Here is a 15,808-nt window from a genome sequence, read left to right as displayed (position 1 = left end):
GGCGAAGAAGTGGCCCGGCCGGTCCAGCCGGTGGCCGCCGGCGGGGGGGCCCGGGGCGGCCCCCCCGGCCCCGGGCCGGGTGTGGCGGCGACCGGGCCCGGTGGGGGGGGGGTTTGGGGGGCCCCCCCCGAAAGCCCCGGCCGGCCCGCCGTCAGCGGACGACGGTGACGGTCACGGTGGTGAAGCCGAGCGAGGTGAGCAGGTTCTGCAGCATCGCCCGGGTGTTCTTCTCCGCCGTCGCGGTGAGCGCGGTCTGCTCGGCGGCCGCCTTGATCTTGTCGGTGGCCAGGATCTCCAGTTTCTGCTGGTCGCCGGGGTTGCCGGAGAAGAAGTCCCCGAGCCGGTCGAAGAGCCCGCGCTGCTGGGAGAACACGTAGGAGCGCTTCACGTCCAGCGCCGGGTCCGCGAGGCGGGCGTGCGGCAGCGTGACGGTGGCCGAGCGCCGGTCGTCGGAGACCGTCACCGCGCCGTTCGCCAGCTCGCCCAGGTCCACGTACGCGTCGACGGTGCCCGCGGCCACGTACAGGGTGCGTTTGCCGAGGATCTGGGACGGGAGGAACTTCGCGTCCTGGTCCAGGTCGACGATGACCTGGAAGTTGCCGCCGGCCGCGGTGTAACGGCTCATGTCCTGGATGGACTTGAGGACGGCGGGCTGGCTCCGGTCGATCTGGCGCTCGGCGAAGGGATTGGGCAGTCCGGGCAGCAGGTCCAGCTTGGCGGCGGCCAGGAAGACCGCGAGGATCGCCGCCAGGGTGACCGGCAGACCGACGTACCAGGGGACCCTGCGGGGCCGCGACCGGGCGTCCGGCGTGCGGCGGGGCGCCGCCGTCTTCCGCTCCGTCCCTTCCGTCCCTTCCGTGCGCTGCTCGTCGGATTCGTCGCTCCGTTCCGTGTGCCGTCTCTCGGGTTCGTGCCGTCGACCGTTCGTCGGCCACCGCATCGCTGGACCTCCTCGACGGGCCCGCGCCGGGTCGGCCCGGGCATCGGGGCCCTTCTGCCCGCTCGGGCGCGGGGCAACGGTTCCGTCGTGTGCGGATCTGTTCCCGGGCGCTCCGGCGGCCGCGCCGGGGGCGGGGCCGGTCGGCGGCCTGCTGACGGCGGCCCTGCCGACCCGATCCCGCGCCCGGCATGCCGAACTCCCGCGCCTGCGGGAGGCTTTGGCCCAGGACGCGGCCCGGCGGGCGCCGGCGGACCGGTCAGGTCCGCAGGTGGGAGGCCCCGTTGAGGTCGAGGATGGTGCCGGAGGACCACTCGGCGGCGGGGGAGGCGAGCCAGAGCACCGCGGCCGCGACCTCGGCGGCGGTGGCGACCCGGCCGAACGGGCTCTGCGCGCGGATCGCCTCCCCCTCCGGGCCGTTCAGCCGCGGGGCCACCCGCTCCGTCTCGAAGAAGCCCGGGGCGACGGAGGCGACGGCGATGCCGTGCGGGGCGAGAGAGACGGCGAGCGACTGCCCCAGGGCGTGCACGGCGGCCTTCGTCGCCCCGTACGCCGGGTGGTCCGGCTCGCCCCGGAAGGCGCCCCGGGAGCCGATGTTGACGATGCGTCCGCCGCCACCCCGCTCGATCATCGCGTGGGCGGCCCGGTGGCTCAGGTAGGCCGTGCCGAGGAGGTTGACCGAGACGTGGCGCTGCCAGCTGTCGACCCACTCGTCGTACGGCGTCCCGGGCAGCGGGTGGCGCAGATTGACGGCCGCGTTGTTCACCAGCACGTCGATGCCGCCCAGCGCCCGCGCCGCCGCGTCGGCGACCCGGGCGGCCTCCGCCGGGTCGGCGAGGTCACCGTGGACGAGCGCGTGGCCCGAGCCGTCGAGCGAGGCGAGCGTCTCGGCGGCGTCGTCCGCGCGGGTGCCGTAGTGCACGGCCACCCGGTCGCCGTTGGCGGCGAAGGCCTGGGCCACCGCGCGGCCCAGGCCCCGGGAGGCCCCGCTGACCAGCACGCGACGGCCGGTGGAGGGCAGGTTCATGGCGGGATGCTCCCGGGGTCGGGCCGTCGGGCACGGCCGGCTGTCCAGCACCCTACGGCGGGCCCCACCGGGGCGGCCGACCGGGCCGCCGACACGATCGCGGGCCTACTGGCCTGCGGGCGCCGGGGTGAACATTTCACTGCGGGAAATATTTACCTCGTCACGCATGTTGGAGGTCGGGCGGTGCGGGAAGGACCCGCCCGGCTGAGGACAGGAGCAGCGCCGTGCGCGTCGAGATCTGGAGCGACATCAACTGCCCGTGGTGCTACATCGGCAAGGCACGGTTCGAGAAGGCCCTCGAACGGTTCCCCCACCGGCAGGACGTGGAGATCGTCCACCGCTCCTTCGAACTCGACTCCCGGTCGCCCGCCGAGGCGCGCCCGGTGGTCCCGCTGATCGCCGCCAAGTACGGCCTCGGGCTGGACCAGGCCGAGGCGGCCGAGCAGCGCATCGCCGCCAGTGCCCGCGAGGAGGGGCTGGACTACCGCACCGAGGGGCGCGACGCGGCGAACTCCTTCGACATGCACCGCATGCTGCACTTCGCCGAGGAGCACGGTCGCCAGGCCCGACTGCTGGACCTGCTGTACCGGGCGAACTTCGCCGACGAGCGCTCCGCCTTCGCTCCCGGCCGCCTGGTGGAGCTGGCCGTCGAGGCCGGGCTGGACGCCGGGGAGGCGGCCCGCGTGCTGGCCGACCCCGACGCGTACGCGGAGGCCGTGCGCGACGACGAGGCGACGGCGACGGCGATGGGCGCCACCGGAGTGCCGTTCTTCGTCTTCGACCGCCGGCTGGGGGTGTCCGGCGCCCAGCCGCCGGCGACCTTCACCGCCGCGCTGGAGCAGGCCTGGGAGAGCCGGGTCGTCCTCCTGCCGACGGCCGGCGCCGAGGCGGGAGAGGTGTGCGGACCGGACGGCTGCGCGGTCCCGCAGGGCTGAGCCGCGCGGAGTGGGACGTCGACCGGTCCGACGCCCTGCTCCGCACCCCCGGCCTCCGAAGGCCGGCGCCCCCGGTCAGAGCCGCTGGGCCGACCAGGCCGGGTCCCGCCCGGTGAGGGCGATCAGCTGGTCCTGGGCGTCGGCGCCAGGTGCCGGGCTGCGGGCGGGGGCGAACTGCCCGGTGCCGGCGAGATCGTGGCAGCTCCGGAACTCGGCGAGTGCGTACCGGGCCGCAGCCTCGGGTATCCGGCCGTCCCGGCCCAGTGCCCGGGCGAGGTCCCAGCCGTGCACGACGGTCTCGGCGGTCAGCTCGCGGGCGTAGCCGCCGACATCGCGCAGCCCGTACGGTACGTGCGCCAACTGGTCCGGCGCGCCCGGCCGGTCGAGGGCGCGGACGGCGCTGCCGAGGGCCATCGTCCAGACCCCGACCGGGTTGCGGCCCAGGACGTCGCCCTCGAACCGGTGGCCGATCTGCGCCGGGGTGTAGCCGGCGACCGCCTGGCAGACCCACAGGTGCTGGGCCGTGAGGTGGTTCAGCAGGGTGCGCACGTCCCAGTCGTGGCAGGGGGTGGGCGCCGTCCACCGGTCCTCGGGCACCGCCCGGACCAGCCGGGTGACTTCCGCCCCGGCGGCGGCGTAGCGCTCGCGGACCTCGGTGTGGAACCCGAGTGTGTGGGGACATCCCATGGCCGGGCCTCCGTTCCTGCCCTGGTGACTCCCAGTGAACCGCGACCGGGCGTGAGAAGCCAGATCTACGCGGGCTGATTCCGGCGACGGTGCCGGACGGTGACCGCGGGGTCGCCGAGCGGACCCGGGGGTGCGGTCCGCCGGGCGGGTCGGCAGCTGTGCCGCCCGGCGCTCGGGGCCGGCCGTCCCGGGAGGGCCACCGGCTGCCCGAAACGGGCCGTACCCGGTAGGGGCCTTACCGCGGCTGATTGGTTCGTCCACGTGCTGGCGTGTCGGCGACCGGCCGGTGGCCTCCCCCCGCCATGATGACTCCGCGGGCACCCGAACTCCCCTGCTCGGGCGGTCCCGTGGCCGGTCTCCCCAGCCGGCCGGGTGGTGAAGTCCCCGCACACCGCACCGGGAGCACGTGTGACGAACCTTCGGCCGTGGCACCGGCCCGCACCGAAGGCTCCTTCGTGGCACCCGGCCTGAGCACCCGTCGGCGGTCGCCGGGGGCGATGTGCGGTGTGATCTTCGAACCCGTCTCCGCGTTCGCGTGTCCGCGCCGGAGAACCCGCCCTTCCCCGCGTCGACGTTCATCCAGCCGGGGAGGCCCACGGGCCGGGCGACCTCCTCGCCGTGGGGCCGTCACCGACCAAGGAGACCTCGTGACCGACCTCGAAGACCACCTCGATGCCCAGTACGAGAGCAGTTTCCCGCGCCTCGCGGGCTACCTCCCGGAGAGCCGGGAGGCCGTCGACAGGTGGCAGTCGGAGTTCGTCGCCCGGCTCGCCGACGGCCCGACCGAGCCGGCCGGCGCGGTGCTGGACCTCCGGACGCTGCTCAGGAACGACGCGATCGTCCGGATGTACGTGATCCAGATGATGGAGCAGGTGCAGCCGCCGCACAACCGCGTCCGCACCGTCGAGCAGTTGCTCCGGGCCCTGACCCGGATCATCCACGACGTGCCCAGGTACGACCCGGACCCCAGGCAGCGGATCGCCTTCCCGATGTCGGCGCTCTTCGTCTACATGATGATGACGCCGGCCGGCCAGGCGGTGTTCCGCAACGAGAAGTTCAACAGCGCGCTCCAGAAGGTCCTGAAGGACTGGTGCGGCTACCTGGACTCCGCCGACAGCTGCCGCGTCCTGAACGAGGGACCGGAGGGCTGGCTGTCCCCGGAGGCCGTCAAGGAGTTCGACCTCGACGACTTCGAGATCGACCGCACCGAGCCGCACTGGGGCTTCACCTCCTACAACGACTACTTCCACCGCAGGATCCGGCCGGACCTGCGCCCGGTCGACCCGGACCCCAAGGCGATCGTCTCGGCCAACGACGGCACCGTCTGGAAGATCGCCCACCTCGTCCGGGAGTACGACCGGTTCTGGCTCAAGGGGCAGCCGTACTCGCTGGCCGACATGATGGCCGGCAGCCCGTACGCCGAGCGGTTCGTCAACGGCCACGTGCTGCAGTCCTTCCTCTCCGGCGCCGACTACCACCGCTGGCACGCGCCGGTCTCCGGCACCGTCCGCGGTGCCGAGGTCGTCTCCGCCCTGATGTTCAGCAACGCCGAGAGCGCGGGCCAGGACAAGACCGCCGGGACGCACTCGCAGGGCTACCAGTCCTCGGTGAACACCCGCGGCCTGGTGTTCATCGAGGCCGACGATCCGAAGATCGGCATGGTCTGCGTGGTGCCCATCGGGATCACCGAGATCTCCTCCGTCACCCTCTCCGTGGCGCAGGGGGACACCGTGCGCAAGGGCCAGGAGCTCGGCTACTTCAGCTACGGCGGATCCAGCATGTGCGTGGTCCTCCAGCAGGGCGCCGTCGGGGGCTTCGGCACGTTGAAGGAGAAGGACGTCATCAAGGTCAACGCGAAGATCGCCCGGGCGGGCTGACCTCCGCCGCCCGCGGGGTGCCGCCGCCGAGCCCGCGGCGGCACCCCGCGGTGCGATCGCCGTCCGTTCCGGGCAACCGGCGCGGGGCCCGTGTAGCGGCCACGGAGCGGGGCAGGCGCGGGTCATGGACGACACCGCGGCCGTACCGACCGGGCCGACCGCCGGCGCCGGTCCCCCAGCTGCCCGCTCGACGCAGAGGCCGAAGAGGCGATGAGGACGATCGACCACACCACCGAACCCCGTGCGCAGCAGACCAGGCGGCTGTTCCTGGCGGAGCGAGCCGGCGCCGTACCGCGCTCCCGCGACTTCTGCCGCCGCGCACTGACCGACTGGCAGTGGCTGCCGGCGGCCGACGACGAACAGCTGGCCGCGGCCGAGGACGTCGTGCTGATGGTCTCCGAACTGGTCACCAACGCGTGCGTGCACGCCCCCGGAGGCCCGTGCGAGCTGCGCCTCGCCTGGGACGGCAGCCGGCTGCGGATCGAGGTCGGCGACGCCGGCCGGGAACCGCCACGGCTGCGCGCGCCCGCCGACCGGGGCGCGCCCGGCGGGCACGGGCTGCGGGTGGTCGACCGGCTCGCCCGTGCCTGGGGGTACCGGCCGGAGCGTGACGGGAAGACGGTGTGGGCCGAGGTGCCGGCCCCGCCCGGCCCCCGGCGGCCCTGACGCGGGGCCGGGTGCCGCTCAGCCGGCCCGCAGCCGCTCCACCGCCCCCGGCGCGCGGCCGGCACGCACCAGGCCGTCCGCGAGCCGGACGAGGTCCCGCGGCGCGACGAGGCCGGCCAGTGCCGCGGGGCTGCGGGGGAGGCCCAGGGTGGAGGCGCTCCGCCGGGCCCGCGTGTCGAAGAAGGGCCGGAGTTCCGGCCAGACGCCCTGGGTCTCGCGGCAGAAGATGTCGGCGGCGGTCGGGCCGATCCTGGGCACCTCCCGCAGCAGCCCCCGCAGCCGTTCGACGTCTCCGCCGGCCTCCCGGCGCAGCGCCCGCAGATCCCCGTGCCAGCGGTCGAGGACGAGCTCCGCGCCGTCGCCGAGAGCCGTGGCCGTGCTCTCGTCGTACCTGCGGTAGCGGGCGCGGCCCAGCGCGTCCACCCGGTCCTGCCACGTGGCACGCGCCATCGCCCGGGGCGTCCGCAGCCCGGCCGCGAACAGCTCGCGGGCGGCGGCGACCGCCGTCTCGGTCCGGATCGGGGCCGCGCACAGGACGCAGAGCACCAGCACCTGGTACAGCGGGGCCGGGGTGTCGGCCAGGCGGATGCCGGCCTGGTGGGCATAGGTCTCGCCGTAGTCGTGGAGCACCCGGCGGGCCGTCCGCTTCGCGTCCATCGGAGTCACCTCCGCTCGGCGGCGCCCTGCGCGGGGGAGGTACCCGGCGCCGGACGGGCGGTTCCTCCCACCGGCTCGGCTACCCGGCCCAGCGCGGGCGACACGCCGGGCCGGCGGCACTGATCGGCGCTCGGGCCCCGGAGGTCCCGCTCGGGCCCCGGAGGTCCCGCTCAGGCCCCCGTGGTCTCGTCGGCGATCGTCGCGACGAACTCCGCCCTGCCGTGGCGGCGCAGCGTGCGCCGCTGCCGCACGGCCCCGTTGCCCTCGCGGAGCAGCCGTTCCAGCACCGGCGTGACGTGGCGCTCGTCGTCGGTGGCGGTCAGCACCGGGTCCAGGTAGTCCAGCAGCGCGGCCACCGCGCGCGCGGCGGGCGCGAGGTGCCCGGAGAGCGGGTCGAGGACCGTTCCGGTGCAGCCGTGCCGGGCGCTGTGCCAGACGGCTGCCGCGAGCACTTCGGGGGTGACGGCGGGCACGGGCGGCCGCGCCCGGTCGTCGTCGAGCAGCCGGGTGGCGAGGGCGCGGAGGAGGCCCGCGAGCATCACCGCCTCGTCCGGGCGGAGCTGGACGTCCATGGCGCGGACCTCGACGGTGGGGTACCGCTCGGAGAGCCTGATGTGCCAGTAGAGCTGTCCGCTGTCACGGATGAGCCCCTCCCCGACGAGGTCTGAGGTGCGGCGGTCGTAGTCGTGGGTGTCCCGGAAGGACGGGGGCGGTCCGCTGACCGGCCAGCGCCCGAAGACCACGGTGCGCCAGGACGCGAAGCCGGTGTCGGCGCCGTGCCACAGGGGCGAGTTGGCGGAGAGCGCGATCAGCAGCGGCAGCCACGGCCGCAGCCGGTTCAGCAGGGTGACGCCGGTCGCCCGGTCGGGTATGCCGAGGTGGACGTGCATCCCGGCGATCAGCTGTTCGTCGGTGAGGCGCCGGGCCTGGGCGTGCATGGCCCGGTAGCGGGCCGTCGGGGTCACCGGGACGGGAAGGCGGTCGGTGTCGGCGAACGGCGCCGCCGCGCAGGCGGTGAGGAGGCAGCCCTCCTCGCGGGCGGCCTGGCCGAGGGCGTGGCGCATCCGCAGCAGGTGCCCGCCGGCCTCGTCGAGCGCATGGCAGACCGGCGTGGCGATCTCCAGCTGGGCCTGGAGCAGTTCGTGCTGGACCTCCCCGTCGGCGAGCGCCGGGTGGAGCCCGGCGGCCCGGCGCACCTGGGCCGCGCGGGCCAGGGGCAGACCGGTCTCCGGGTCGAGCAGCAGGTATTCCTCTTCCACACCCAGGGTCAGCATGCCCTGCGACTACCCGCCGTCATCCGGATCACTCCGGGTCAGCGGCCTCCACCGCCATTCGCCCGGCCCACCCCCCGCCGACCGGGGCGCCCTGCGGGTTCGACCCGGTCGGCGCGGGTACGTACGAGTCGAGGCCTATGGGGGCGGGCGTCCGCGACGGTCGTGGGTGCGGCGGGCCCGCTCGCCGTGGGCGCCGGGCCGGTGCGTCCGGCGCCGGCCGAAAGGGGCAGCAGCATGGGCGACGCGGCACCGGGCGGCGGGCAGGACCGGGACACCGCCGGGCACGCACGGTCGGCGGACTGTCGCAGGGCCTTCGCGGAGGTCTCCCCGGAGGACGCGGCCGCCCTTGTCACCCGAGTGCTCACCGGGCCGGACCCGGCGACGGCGAGCGAGGCCGTCCGCGAGTACCTCGGCCGCCGGGCCGCCGAACTGCTCACGGACCCGGGCTACCCGGCCTGGTGCCTGGCGATGACCGGCCCGGTGGCGGCGGACGCCTCCGCCGCCCGGCGGCTGCGGGAGTGGACGCTCCTGCGGGCCGTGACGCTGGACGAACCGTGGGAGGCGGACACCCTGCTCGCCGCCTCCGACTGGCTCCAGCTGCGCACCGCCGAGGAGTCCTCGGCGGTGATCGCCCTGGCCGTCCTCGCCGAGGGCGGCCGGACCAGGCGCATCCGCAACACCGCGCGGTCCCGGCTGACCGGTGCCTAGCTGTAATGACAACGAGCGTTGTCGGCCACCGCGTCATGGACCGCCAGGCCGGCGAGAGCAACCGGCACGCCACCACGGCCCCGCGAACCCCGAGCGGGACACCCAGGATCGGCTACAGCCACATCCACACCGCCGTCGACGACCACACCCGCCTCGCCTACAGCGAGATCCTGCCCGACGAGCGCGAAGAGACCGCGGTCGCCTTCTGGCAGCGCGCCCGGACCTGGGCTGGATCAGACGTGGCAGTGCACGTTGACGAGCACAGTCTCGGCGGGCACGGCGACGAGATAGGACTGAACCCCCACGTGCCCCATGCCGAAGTCCGGCTCGTGGACGCATCCGAGGGGACCGTGACATGCGCCGTGCAGGGGAGCATCGCCTAGTTCGTACCACCATCCACTGAGCGTCAGCACGTTGCGCGGTGGCAGAAGGCTGAACTCGTGGGTCACGACGTACTCCTCGCGGCTGCGTTGTCCGATTCCGACCGGATCCCAACCAAAGGAGAAGTGGTCCGCGATGTCGGGCCGGGCCAATACCGGCGCTACATCCACCCAGGCACGGACGGCCGGCTGTGCCCGGTAGTCGGCGGCCTCCCGCGATGTCTCATACGAGTCTCTGGACCCACCGGCGGCCAGGTGACGGTCGAAGAACACCGACTCGTCGTCCGGCGCCAAGTGGCGGGAAACCACCTCCTGCCAGCGATCCCACACCTGACCCGCGTGGTCAGCGGCTTCCGCCCGGAGGGCGTCGCGGAGGTCGATCAGCCCCCGCGGCCCTCCCGCGCACTCCCCGGACAACGCGGGCTCCAGCGAACCGTCCCAGCGCGGGCGATCAGCGGTCAACCCCAGATCGCCCTCATGACCCGCCAGTACCGGCAGGCCCACGGAACGACAGATCCGATAGCTGCCCCACACATCCCGCTCCACGGCGCCCACACCGTCCCTTGCAAACGGCGCCATCGCCTCCGCGACCGCCTCGTCCACGCTCTCCGCAGCCGAACGTCACGGCACTACCGTTTCAGGGCCCGGTACCGCCTGAGGAGAGCGGTGAGCCGCTCCGGGTCGGCCGCGCCGTTCAGCTCGGCGGTGAGGTCGTCGGGGCAGAGTTCGTACAGGTCGCCCCACCATCGGCGCCCCCGGTTGTCCCAGACGCGGTACCCGCCGGGCACGCCTCTGGCCACGTAGCGACGTCTACTCACGAGGCCCCCGCCGGGAGCGGAGCCCGAGCCCGTGGTCCACTTCCCCTCCCGCACACTCGACCGGCAGCAGGCTAGCGCAGCTCCCGAACGGGCACGGCGGACGGGGGAGTCCTCGTCCGTGACCGGTGGGGAGCAGCGGGCCCGCCGGGGCCCGCCCGCGTCGTCACGGGCGGGCCGCGGGGCCGTCCCCGCCCTGCGGGTCAGGGGCCGCGGCTTCGCCCGGGGCCCCGCCGGCCTCCCGGTAGCAGTGGCCGGAGCAGAAGCTGTCCCGCCGCCGGACGCCGGGGTGCTCGTACGCGCGCCCGCAGCGCACGCAGGTCCGCGTACCGGGGCCGGCCGGCTCGGCCGCCAGCCCCAGGGCCTCCAGCAGCAGCCGGCAGTCGGCCTCGTCCAGGGCGTGCGCGGCCACCAGGGCACGGGCCCGGGTCGCGACGGAGGCCGGGGCGATCTCGGCGAGCGGCTCGATGGTCTCGCCCAGGGTCATCAGGTCTCGTTCGGCGTGTTGCACGATCGCCACCCCCGTCGGACTGCGCGGTCGGGAACCTTCGATCCTACTGCGCCCGGTGCCGGTCCGGACGGGCGGTGAAGGGGCCGCAGCGCGCCGTCCCGACGTCTCCGCGCTGCCCCGCCCGCCGGACGCGGCGGTACGACGCCTTCCCGACCGCCCCGGCCTCCGGTGGGCGCCACGAGGGTGCCCACCGGCCGATGTGCGAGACAGAGCCGGATCACGTGGCCGAGGATCGGGGTGATCGATCCGAGCGGTTCGAGAACGACGGCCAGGTTCAGGACCTGGCCGGGCCGTCGGCGCGGCCGGGCGGAACCGGGCGCGCCACCGAGAAGGGACATCCGTCATGGGCCTGCACGTCAATGCGAACGAGGTGGTGGCAGTGCTGCTGTCGGACGGCTGGCACGGGGTGAAGCCGGGCACCTTCGCGGTCGGTCCGTTCGCCTTCGGCAGCTCGATGGAGGGCGGGTCCATCGACATCGCGGGGCAGCCCGGCTTCCGGTTCACCACCCAGGACGGGCCCGTCATCACCGGGCCGCTGTCCTCGGTGCTCGCCGTCCAGTCGGAGAGCACCCAGGTGCCGGGGCGTACACCGCTGCACGAACTCGCCGACCGACTGGACGGCTCGATCGTGGTGGTGAACGGCACCGACACCGTCCGGTTCTCCTACGCGGGGGAGGACTTCGAGGTCTGGCTGGGCGCGACGAAGTACGGGCCGCGCTGGCTGTTCGCCGCGGCGGGCAACCGGGACGGCGCGGTCGACTACGGCTTCGGCGAGAAGGACCCCGTGGACCAGGTGGCGCGGGCGGCGATGAGCGACCTCAAGGCCGGCATGCGCCCGGGCCGGACGGCCGCTCCCGGCAGCCCGTCGGCCACGCCGTAGCGGCCGCGGGTCCGCCGGGTCGGACGGCCCGGGCGCGTGCCGGCGCTCACCGCCAGGTCGTCGCCAGGAAGGCGGTCACCGCCGCGACGGCCAGGAGCGTGAGGTTGAGCGCGACCCGGCGGTCGCCGAGGCGCAGGTGCACGGCGGTGGCGGCGGTCTGCAGGAGCACGAACCCGACGGCCGCGGCCAGGCCCAGCCACGGCGCGACCCCGGTCAGCGGGGGCAGGACCAGCCCGACCGCGCCGAGCACCTCGACCGCCCCGATGGCCCGGACGGCCGCCATCGGCGTGCTGTCCACCCACGCCATCATCGGGCGGAGCCGCTCCCGGCTCCGGAGCAGCTTCAGTCCGCCCCCGTAGAGGTAGAAGAGGGCGAGCAGGCCGGCGGCGGCCCAGTAGGCGGTGTTCACGGTTCCCCTTCGGAAGTGTGTGCGTGGTGGGGGCGGGCGCCCGCGGGGTCACGGCCGGCGCCCGCCCGGCGGTCAGGCGAGGTCGGTCGCGGGCTCGGTGGCGTAGCGGCTCATCACCCCGAGCTGGGCCCGCGGGGTCGGCGCCCCGCCGCCGGCGATCATGTCCTGGAGGTCGCGGAAGTACTGCACGTAGAGGTCCGGCGTGAACGTGCTGAGCATGACGGCCGGTTGGTCGGTCGGATTGGCGAAGGTGTGCGGGGCGCCGGGCGGGACCATCACCAGGGTGCCCGGCGTCGCGTCGTGCTCCCGCTCCCCGACGGTGAACCGCACCGTGCCGGAGACGACGTAGAAGCCCTCGTCGTGCTGGGAGTGACGGTGCTGCGGCGGTCCGGGGGTGTGCGGCGCGAGCACGGACTCGGCGATCCCGAGCCGGTGCCCGGTGGTGCTGCCGTCCTCCAGGATGCGCAGTCGGGTACTGCCCAGGAGGATCGTCTCGCCCTCGCCCGGGCCGACCACCGACACCACGGGCTCCGCCGGCCGTTCGCCGGTCCTCGGTTCGTTCGTCATGCCCCGATTCCACCGCCGGGGCGCGGCGGCCGTCCAAGACCCGTTCCGGGCCGCCGATACCGCGCCGGTATCGTTGCACCATGGAGCTACGCACGCTGCGCTACTTCGTCGCCGTCGCCGAGGAACTCCATTTCGGCCGGGCCGCCGCCCGACTGCACATGAGCCAGCCGCCGCTGAGCCGGGCGATCAAGCAGCTGGAGACCGACCTCGGCGCCGTGCTGCTGTACCGCTCCGCCGCGGGCGTCTCGCTCGCCCCGGCCGGCGCCGTGCTCCTGGACGAGGCGCGGACGCTGCTCGACCGGGCCGAGCAGATCCGGCTGCGGGTGGCCGCGGCGTCGGGCGCCGCGACCATCACCGTCGGCATCCTCGCCGACAGCTTCGACCGGGGAGCGCGGCGGCTGGCCGCCACCTACGGCCGGCGGCACCCGGAGGTCGAGATCCGGATCCGCGAGACCGACCTGACCGATCCGACCTGCGGACTGCGCGCCGGACTGGTCGACGTCGCGCTGACCCGCGGCCCCTTCGACGGCGCCGGCCTGACGGTGCACGAGCTGCGCGCGGACCGGGTGGGCGCGGTGCTGCGCGCCGACGATCCGCTGGCGCGGCGCGACCGCCTGGAGCTGGCCGACCTGGCCGGCCGGCGCTGGTTCCAGTTCCCGGACGGCACCGACCCGCTCTGGCGCTCGTACTGGAACGGCGGCGAGCCGCGCGAGGGCCCCGTGGTGCGCGCCGTCCAGGAGTGCCTGCAGGCCGTGCTCTGGAACGGCACCGTCGGCATGGCGCCGCTCGGCCACCGGCCGCCCGGGGAGCTGGCCGTGGTCCCGCTGGCCGACATGGCGCCGAGCCGGGTGGTGGCGGCCTGGCGGGAGGGCGACGCGAACCCGCTGATCCGCTCGTTCGTCCAGCTCGCCACGGCGGCCTACCGCGACTGACCTGCCGGGCCCGGCGAACCGGGGCGGGAGGCGCGGGGCGAGGCCGTCCGACGGGCGGTCGGGCGGAACCGGCCGGTGTCCGCACCGGCGAAAAACTGTTGATCATGTCCCGGCCAGGCTCTAGCATCGCCCGCGATGCCTAACAACGAACAGATCATCGAGCAGGCCCTGGGGCGGATCGCCACCGGGTACGTCTTCGCCGAGAAGACCGAGTCCATCGACGCCGCGATCCGGCGTCGGCTCCAGGCCGGTGCGTACGACGGCCTGGACGGGCCGGCGCTGTGCGAGGCGGTGACCGCCGACCTCCAGGAGGTCTGCCCGGACAAGCACCTGCGGCTGCTCTGGGTGGACGAGCCCCAGTCGCTGGAGCCGGCGGACGAGGACGCCGGGCGGGCCGCGTTCCTCGCGATGCTCCGGGCCGCGAACCAGGGCGTGCGCCGGGTCGAGCAGTTGGACGACGGCGTCGCGTACATCGACGTCCGCCTCATACCGGACGCCGAGGGCGGCGCGGCCGTGGTCGGCGCCGCGCTGCACCTCGCCGCCGGCAGCCGCGCCCTCGTCCTGGACCTCCGCGCGTGCCGCGGCGGCGCGCCCGAGGGGGCCGCCATGTGGTGCAGCTACTTCTTCCCCGACGACCAGGTCCACCTCAACGACATCTACGACCGCGCCTCCGGGGCGACGCGGCAGTTCTGGACGTCCGCCCACCTGCCCGCGCCCCGCTACCTCGACCGCCCGGTGTACGTGCTCACCAGCGCCGTCACCTTCTCCGGGGGCGAGGACGTCGCCTACACCCTCCAGGCGCACGGCCGGGCCACCCTGATCGGCGAGACCACGCGGGGCGGCGCCCACCCCACGGACCGGTACCCGGTCACCGAGCACATCATGGTGACCGTGCCGACCGCCCGGACCGTCAGCCCGGTGACCGGCACCAACTGGGAGGGTGTCGGGGTCGTCCCCGACGTCGCCGTACCCGCCGACCGGGCGCTCGACGCGGCGCTTGACGCCTTCCGGGCGTCGGCCAGCTAGCGGCCTCCGCCCGGGCAGCTCCTCCGACCGGTGGCGGGACCGGGCACCCGGGTGCCCGGCCCCGCCACCAGGTGGGCCGCCCACCACGTCGCCCTCCGCGGCGTCGGCACGAAGGTGCTGCACCACCCCGTGGCCGGCGAGCTCACCCTCGACTGGGACACCCTCGCCAGCACCACCGACACCGACCAGCAGCCCGGCGGGCTGACGCGGTCCGGCGGCGCGGTCGACGGCGTCGGCCGGCCGCTGCCGGGCCTCAGCGGCGGGGTGGCGGGTGGTCGGGTTCCGGGGGCGTCGGCCCTGGGGTCCGGAGCTCGCTGATCACCGCCCAGGCCACCGACACCGCCGGTACCGCGACCACCGCGCCCAGCACCCCGCCCAGCACGGCGCCGCCCGTCACCGACAGGGCGATCACCACCGGATGGATCCGCACCGACCAGCCCAGCACCAGCGGATGCAGCAGATGGCCCTCGATCTGGCCGATCACCACGATCAGCCCGAGCACCAGCAGGGCCACCACCGGGCCGCGCGCGGCCAGCGCGACCAGTGCGGCGACGGCCAGCGCGATCGGGGAGCCGATCAGCGGGACGAGGGCGGCGACGAACTCCAGGACGACCAGCGGCAGTGCCAGCGGCACCTGCAGCACGGTCAGGGCGATGCCGACCAGGACGGCGTTGGTCGCCGCGACGATCAGGACGCCCCGGGTGTACCCGGCGAAGGTGCGCCACGCGGTGCGGCCCGCCCGGCCCCACACGGGCCGGGCGCGGACGGGCAGCTGGCGCTCCGCCCAGGCCCACATCCGGTCGCCGGAGTGCAGGAAGAACACGGAGCAGAACACCGCGAGGGCGGCCGCGGTGACCAGTTCGACGACCCGGCCGGCGCTGCTGATGGCGGCACTGATCAGCGTCGAGCGGTGGGCGTCCACGAAGTCGCCGAGTTTCGCCCGGAAGTCGGTGACGGCGCCCTGCCGCAGGTGGAAGGGGGCGCCGGAGAGCCAGTCGTCGAGCCGGGCCAGACCGCCGTGCAGCTCGGTGTTCAGCCGGCTCCACTCGCCGGCGACGGTCGTGCCGACCAGTGTCAGGACGCCGGTGACCAGGGCGATCGCCACCAGGAAGGCCAGCAGGACGGCGAGCGGGCGGGGGAGTGCCCGGGCCAGCAGGTCGACGGCGGGCCGCAGCACGGAGGTGATGACCAGCGCCAGGAAGACCGCGACGACCGGCAGTTCGAGGCGGGCCAGCAGCATGACGACCAGGTAGGCGGCCACGCCGATCAGCAGCAGCCGCCAGGTGTAGCCGGCGGCCTTCCGCAGGCCCGGCGGGACGCCGTCGCCCTTCGGTGACGGCCGGGCCGGCGGTGTGCGGACCCGGGGCCGCCTGACTGCGGGCGGCCGGGGCCGCCGGGCCGGTCCGCGGGTGTCCATGCGCGAGGGCCGCCTTTCCTGCGGGGGCCTGCTCGTCCGTCGGGTGTCCGCTCCGGAGCAGGCGCCCGGAACCGGGCGGGCCCGGCGACCGCCAGGGGGCCGT

18 protein-coding genes and 2 pseudogenes are annotated in these 15,808 nt (G+C 75.0%); 9 read left to right on the top strand and 11 right to left on the bottom strand.

The window, feature by feature from the left end; translation table 11 throughout:
- Positions 1 to 151: 151 nt before the first annotated feature.
- Positions 152 to 940, bottom strand: a complete 789-nt coding sequence (locus tag ACFWA9_RS23810) for a DUF4230 domain-containing protein (protein ID WP_352287955.1) — start codon at positions 938 to 940, stop codon at positions 152 to 154.
- A 256-nt stretch (positions 941 to 1,196) separates the two neighbouring features.
- A complete protein-coding gene (locus ACFWA9_RS23805) occupies positions 1,197 to 1,964 on the bottom strand; it encodes an SDR family NAD(P)-dependent oxidoreductase (protein WP_380389591.1) in 768 nt (255 codons plus the stop codon).
- Between the two features lie 224 nt (positions 1,965 to 2,188).
- On the opposite strand from ACFWA9_RS23805, the gene ACFWA9_RS23800 reads away from it, so the two are divergent.
- Positions 2,189 to 2,899, top strand: coding sequence for a DsbA family oxidoreductase (locus tag ACFWA9_RS23800; protein WP_380389589.1), 711 nt, complete (start codon positions 2,189 to 2,191; stop codon positions 2,897 to 2,899).
- A 75-nt stretch (positions 2,900 to 2,974) separates the two neighbouring features.
- On the opposite strand, the gene ACFWA9_RS23795 is transcribed toward ACFWA9_RS23800, so the two are convergent.
- Positions 2,975 to 3,586 (bottom strand): TIGR03086 family metal-binding protein, encoded by a 612-nt coding sequence (locus ACFWA9_RS23795; protein WP_380389587.1) that lies wholly within the window; start codon positions 3,584 to 3,586, stop codon positions 2,975 to 2,977.
- 647 nt (positions 3,587 to 4,233) lie between these two features.
- Here ACFWA9_RS23795 and ACFWA9_RS23790 point away from each other — a divergent pair.
- Complete coding sequence (locus ACFWA9_RS23790) at positions 4,234 to 5,463, top strand: phophatidylserine decarboxylase associated domain-containing protein (protein WP_380389585.1); 1,230 nt, start codon at positions 4,234 to 4,236, stop codon at positions 5,461 to 5,463.
- A gap of 210 nt (positions 5,464 to 5,673) precedes the next feature.
- Positions 5,674 to 6,129 (top strand): ATP-binding protein, encoded by a 456-nt coding sequence (locus ACFWA9_RS23785; protein WP_380389583.1) that lies wholly within the window; start codon positions 5,674 to 5,676, stop codon positions 6,127 to 6,129.
- Between the two features lie 18 nt (positions 6,130 to 6,147).
- Here ACFWA9_RS23785 and ACFWA9_RS23780 read toward each other — a convergent pair whose 3' ends face one another.
- Positions 6,148 to 6,786 carry an endonuclease gene (locus tag ACFWA9_RS23780; RefSeq protein WP_380389582.1) on the bottom strand — a complete coding sequence of 213 codons (639 nt, stop codon included), beginning with the start codon at positions 6,784 to 6,786 and terminating at the stop codon, positions 6,148 to 6,150.
- 170 nt (positions 6,787 to 6,956) lie between these two features.
- Positions 6,957 to 8,060 carry a glutamate--cysteine ligase gene (locus ACFWA9_RS23775; RefSeq protein WP_380389580.1) on the bottom strand — a complete coding sequence of 368 codons (1,104 nt, stop codon included), beginning with the start codon at positions 8,058 to 8,060 and terminating at the stop codon, positions 6,957 to 6,959.
- A 234-nt stretch (positions 8,061 to 8,294) separates the two neighbouring features.
- On the opposite strand from ACFWA9_RS23775, the gene ACFWA9_RS23770 reads away from it, so the two are divergent.
- On the top strand, positions 8,295 to 8,768 hold the full coding sequence (locus ACFWA9_RS23770) for a hypothetical protein (protein WP_380389578.1): 474 nt from the start codon (positions 8,295 to 8,297) through the stop codon (positions 8,766 to 8,768).
- 23 nt (positions 8,769 to 8,791) lie between these two features.
- Positions 8,792 to 8,995 (top strand): annotated as a pseudogene (locus ACFWA9_RS23765) (IS481 family transposase); the annotation flags it as partial.
- Positions 8,996 to 9,001: 6 nt separating this feature from the next.
- On the opposite strand, the gene ACFWA9_RS23760 reads toward ACFWA9_RS23765, so the two are convergent.
- The 3 genes from ACFWA9_RS23760 to ACFWA9_RS23750 form a co-directional block, all read right to left on the bottom strand.
- On the bottom strand, positions 9,002 to 9,751 hold the full coding sequence (locus ACFWA9_RS23760; RefSeq protein ID WP_380389576.1) for a hypothetical protein: 750 nt from the start codon (positions 9,749 to 9,751) through the stop codon (positions 9,002 to 9,004).
- Between the two features lie 26 nt (positions 9,752 to 9,777).
- Positions 9,778 to 9,966: a hypothetical protein gene (locus ACFWA9_RS23755; RefSeq protein WP_380389574.1), complete on the bottom strand. Its 189-nt coding sequence runs from the start codon at positions 9,964 to 9,966 to the stop codon at positions 9,778 to 9,780.
- A gap of 163 nt (positions 9,967 to 10,129) precedes the next feature.
- On the bottom strand, positions 10,130 to 10,483 hold the full coding sequence (locus ACFWA9_RS23750) for a hypothetical protein (protein ID WP_380389572.1): 354 nt from the start codon (positions 10,481 to 10,483) through the stop codon (positions 10,130 to 10,132).
- A gap of 334 nt (positions 10,484 to 10,817) precedes the next feature.
- On the opposite strand from ACFWA9_RS23750, the gene ACFWA9_RS23745 reads away from it, so the two are divergent.
- Positions 10,818 to 11,354: a hypothetical protein gene (locus tag ACFWA9_RS23745; protein ID WP_352287979.1), complete on the top strand. Its 537-nt coding sequence runs from the start codon at positions 10,818 to 10,820 to the stop codon at positions 11,352 to 11,354.
- Between the two features lie 46 nt (positions 11,355 to 11,400).
- Here ACFWA9_RS23745 and ACFWA9_RS23740 read toward each other — a convergent pair whose 3' ends face one another.
- On the bottom strand, positions 11,401 to 11,763 hold the full coding sequence (locus ACFWA9_RS23740) for a DoxX family protein (protein WP_352287981.1): 363 nt from the start codon (positions 11,761 to 11,763) through the stop codon (positions 11,401 to 11,403).
- A 72-nt stretch (positions 11,764 to 11,835) separates the two neighbouring features.
- Positions 11,836 to 12,330 carry a cupin domain-containing protein gene (locus ACFWA9_RS23735; RefSeq protein ID WP_380389570.1) on the bottom strand — a complete coding sequence of 165 codons (495 nt, stop codon included), beginning with the start codon at positions 12,328 to 12,330 and terminating at the stop codon, positions 11,836 to 11,838.
- Between the two features lie 80 nt (positions 12,331 to 12,410).
- Between ACFWA9_RS23735 and ACFWA9_RS23730 the strand changes: the two genes are divergently transcribed.
- The 3 genes and pseudogenes from ACFWA9_RS23730 to ACFWA9_RS23720 all read left to right on the top strand — a co-directional run.
- Positions 12,411 to 13,262: a LysR substrate-binding domain-containing protein gene (locus ACFWA9_RS23730; RefSeq protein ID WP_359807678.1), complete on the top strand. Its 852-nt coding sequence runs from the start codon at positions 12,411 to 12,413 to the stop codon at positions 13,260 to 13,262.
- A gap of 135 nt (positions 13,263 to 13,397) precedes the next feature.
- Positions 13,398 to 14,288, top strand: coding sequence for a S41 family peptidase (locus tag ACFWA9_RS23725; protein ID WP_380389568.1), 891 nt, complete (start codon positions 13,398 to 13,400; stop codon positions 14,286 to 14,288).
- Positions 14,289 to 14,342: 54 nt separating this feature from the next.
- Positions 14,343 to 14,480, top strand: a pseudogene (locus ACFWA9_RS23720) (transcriptional regulator); the annotation flags it as partial.
- Between the two features lie 61 nt (positions 14,481 to 14,541).
- Here ACFWA9_RS23720 and ACFWA9_RS23715 read toward each other — a convergent pair.
- On the bottom strand, positions 14,542 to 15,705 hold the full coding sequence (locus ACFWA9_RS23715; RefSeq protein ID WP_380389566.1) for an AI-2E family transporter: 1,164 nt from the start codon (positions 15,703 to 15,705) through the stop codon (positions 14,542 to 14,544).
- Positions 15,706 to 15,808 lie beyond the last annotated feature (103 nt).

The sequence above is a fragment of the Kitasatospora sp. NPDC059973 genome (assembly GCF_042737525.1).
Lineage (GTDB): Bacteria > Actinomycetota > Actinomycetes > Streptomycetales > Streptomycetaceae > Kitasatospora.
This window is presented reverse-complemented; position numbering and strand designations above follow the sequence as displayed.

Excerpts from the sequence above, each read along its gene's own strand:
- ACFWA9_RS23805 (WP_380389591.1), bottom strand. The coding sequence starts at position 1,964 with ATGAACCTGCCCTCCACCGGCCGTCGCGTGCTGGTCAGCGGGGCCTCC.
- ACFWA9_RS23770 (WP_380389578.1), top strand. The coding sequence starts at position 8,295 with ATGGGCGACGCGGCACCGGGCGGCGGGCAGGACCGGGACACCGCCGGG.
- ACFWA9_RS23775 (WP_380389580.1), bottom strand. The coding sequence starts at position 8,060 with ATGCTGACCCTGGGTGTGGAAGAGGAATACCTGCTGCTCGACCCGGAG.
- ACFWA9_RS23730 (WP_359807678.1), top strand. The coding sequence starts at position 12,411 with ATGGAGCTACGCACGCTGCGCTACTTCGTCGCCGTCGCCGAGGAACTC.
- ACFWA9_RS23735 (WP_380389570.1), bottom strand. The coding sequence starts at position 12,330 with ATGACGAACGAACCGAGGACCGGCGAACGGCCGGCGGAGCCCGTGGTG.
- ACFWA9_RS23715 (WP_380389566.1), bottom strand. The coding sequence starts at position 15,705 with ATGGACACCCGCGGACCGGCCCGGCGGCCCCGGCCGCCCGCAGTCAGG.
- ACFWA9_RS23795 (WP_380389587.1), bottom strand. The coding sequence starts at position 3,586 with ATGGGATGTCCCCACACACTCGGGTTCCACACCGAGGTCCGCGAGCGC.
- ACFWA9_RS23725 (WP_380389568.1), top strand. The coding sequence starts at position 13,398 with ATGCCTAACAACGAACAGATCATCGAGCAGGCCCTGGGGCGGATCGCC.
- ACFWA9_RS23810 (WP_352287955.1), bottom strand. The coding sequence starts at position 940 with ATGCGGTGGCCGACGAACGGTCGACGGCACGAACCCGAGAGACGGCAC.
- ACFWA9_RS23780 (WP_380389582.1), bottom strand. The coding sequence starts at position 6,786 with ATGGACGCGAAGCGGACGGCCCGCCGGGTGCTCCACGACTACGGCGAG.
- ACFWA9_RS23745 (WP_352287979.1), top strand. The coding sequence starts at position 10,818 with ATGGGCCTGCACGTCAATGCGAACGAGGTGGTGGCAGTGCTGCTGTCG.
- ACFWA9_RS23785 (WP_380389583.1), top strand. The coding sequence starts at position 5,674 with ATGAGGACGATCGACCACACCACCGAACCCCGTGCGCAGCAGACCAGG.